The sequence below is a fragment of the Klebsiella sp. Ech2A genome, assembly GCF_030078455.1.
In the GTDB taxonomy this organism is placed as follows: Bacteria; Pseudomonadota; Gammaproteobacteria; order Enterobacterales; family Enterobacteriaceae; genus Klebsiella; species Klebsiella terrigena.
The window spans coordinates 1-1,334 of record NZ_JAQGFU010000423.1; the positions used below are offsets into that span (position 1 = coordinate 1).

Annotated in this window: 2 protein-coding genes and 1 pseudogene; 2 read left to right on the forward strand and 1 reads right to left on the reverse strand. The window is 64.7% G+C overall.

Annotated elements, in window-relative coordinates; translation table 11 throughout:
- Positions 1-380 (reverse strand): NAD(P)-binding protein (locus PFH44_RS27655; protein WP_349632163.1); only part of this gene is annotated, 380 nt, incomplete at its 3' end.
- 330 nt (positions 381-710) lie between these two features.
- Between PFH44_RS27655 and uraD the strand changes: the two genes are divergently transcribed.
- Together uraD and PFH44_RS27665 are read left to right on the forward strand one after the other, a co-directional pair.
- The gene (gene uraD / locus PFH44_RS27660) at positions 711-1,229 is read left to right on the forward strand and encodes a 2-oxo-4-hydroxy-4-carboxy-5-ureidoimidazoline decarboxylase (RefSeq protein WP_283826851.1); all 519 of its coding nucleotides are present in this window, start codon (positions 711-713) and stop codon (positions 1,227-1,229) included.
- A pseudogene (locus PFH44_RS27665) lies at positions 1,226-1,334 on the forward strand (hydroxyisourate hydrolase); the annotation flags it as partial. The gene uraD and the pseudogene PFH44_RS27665, both read left to right, overlap by 4 nt.

The following is a 1,334-nucleotide window of genomic DNA, read 5'->3' on the forward strand; positions in this document are numbered from 1 at the left end:
CGGGTGGCCCGCTTGCCGAACCGTACCGCGTCGCGGCCCCAGAAGTTCAGCATCTCGCCCTGCAGCTCGCTGCGCGAGACCGGGCAGGGGCGGCCGCCGGTGCGTTCGACCAGCGGCGCAAGGCTAAAGCGGGTCAGGGTTTTGCCATGCCGGTGATCCTGATAGGCCATATAGCGCAGCGGCCCGCCGTAGGTCTCGGTGATGTCGCCCATGCCCAGCAGGTTCATGCACTTCACCCCGTTGGGCCAGATTGAGATGGCGGCGCCAACCGGCTTAATCTCCTGCACCGCCTCAAACACCTCGCAGCTAATTCCGGCCGCTTTCAGCGCGACCGCCGCGCTCAGGCCGCCGATACCGGCACCCATCACTAATGCTTTCATCATCTTCTCCTGTGGCATGCGTTGTGAAGAGCCGAGCAATTTGCGTACCAGCTTGCCGGCGGGCGCGACAGGGGCGTCTGGCGGAGGCGTTGGCGGGGAGGATGCGCTAAAGTGGTGCGTTATCGAGCAATAATTGCCTTTTATTGCATCAAAAATTGTAAATCTGGCGGTTGCGAATCGAGCGTTTCACCCGCCCGCGGCATCCGGACCCGCACCGCGGGAATGTGGCCTGCTTTGTGCAAGCCGCTTTATGTAGGCTGATTTGCGCAATATTGCGCTAACGTGATTAACGACGGGCCGCATGGGCCGTTTGGTATAAGGAGCGATAACATGTCCGAAGTGGCCGCGACGATCGCGATTGAGGACTTTAACCGGCTGGACGACGAGACGGCCCGCGACCTGCTGGAGCCCTGCGTGGCGCTCCCCGCCTGGGCCACGGCGCTGGTGCAGGGCCGTCCCTATCCTGACCGCGACGCGCTGCTGGCCGCCGCGGAGGAGGCCGCGCAGCGCTGGGGAGAGGCCGAGCTGGATCGGGCGCTGAGCGCCCATCCGCGCATCGGCGAAAAACCGGCCGGAGATCGGGGCCACGCCGCGCTGTCGCGGCACGAGCAGGGGGCCATCAACGATGAGGATGCGCGCCTTGCCCGGGCGCTAAAAGAGGGCAACGCTCGCTACGAAGCCCGCTTCGGGCGGGTCTTCCTGATCCGCGCCAAAGGCCGCAGCGGGGAAGAGATCCTGCAGGCGCTGACGCAGCGGCTGAACCACGACGAGGCGGAAGAGACGCGGGTGGCGCTGGCGCAGCTGCGCGAAATTACCTTATTAAGACTGACGGGAGTCATAGGCGAATGAATACGTTGAGTACCCATATTCTCGATATCTCCACCGGCAGGCCCGCGCAGGGCGTGGCGGTGAACCTGCTGCTGGGCGGGCAAACGATCGCCAGCGGCCTGACCG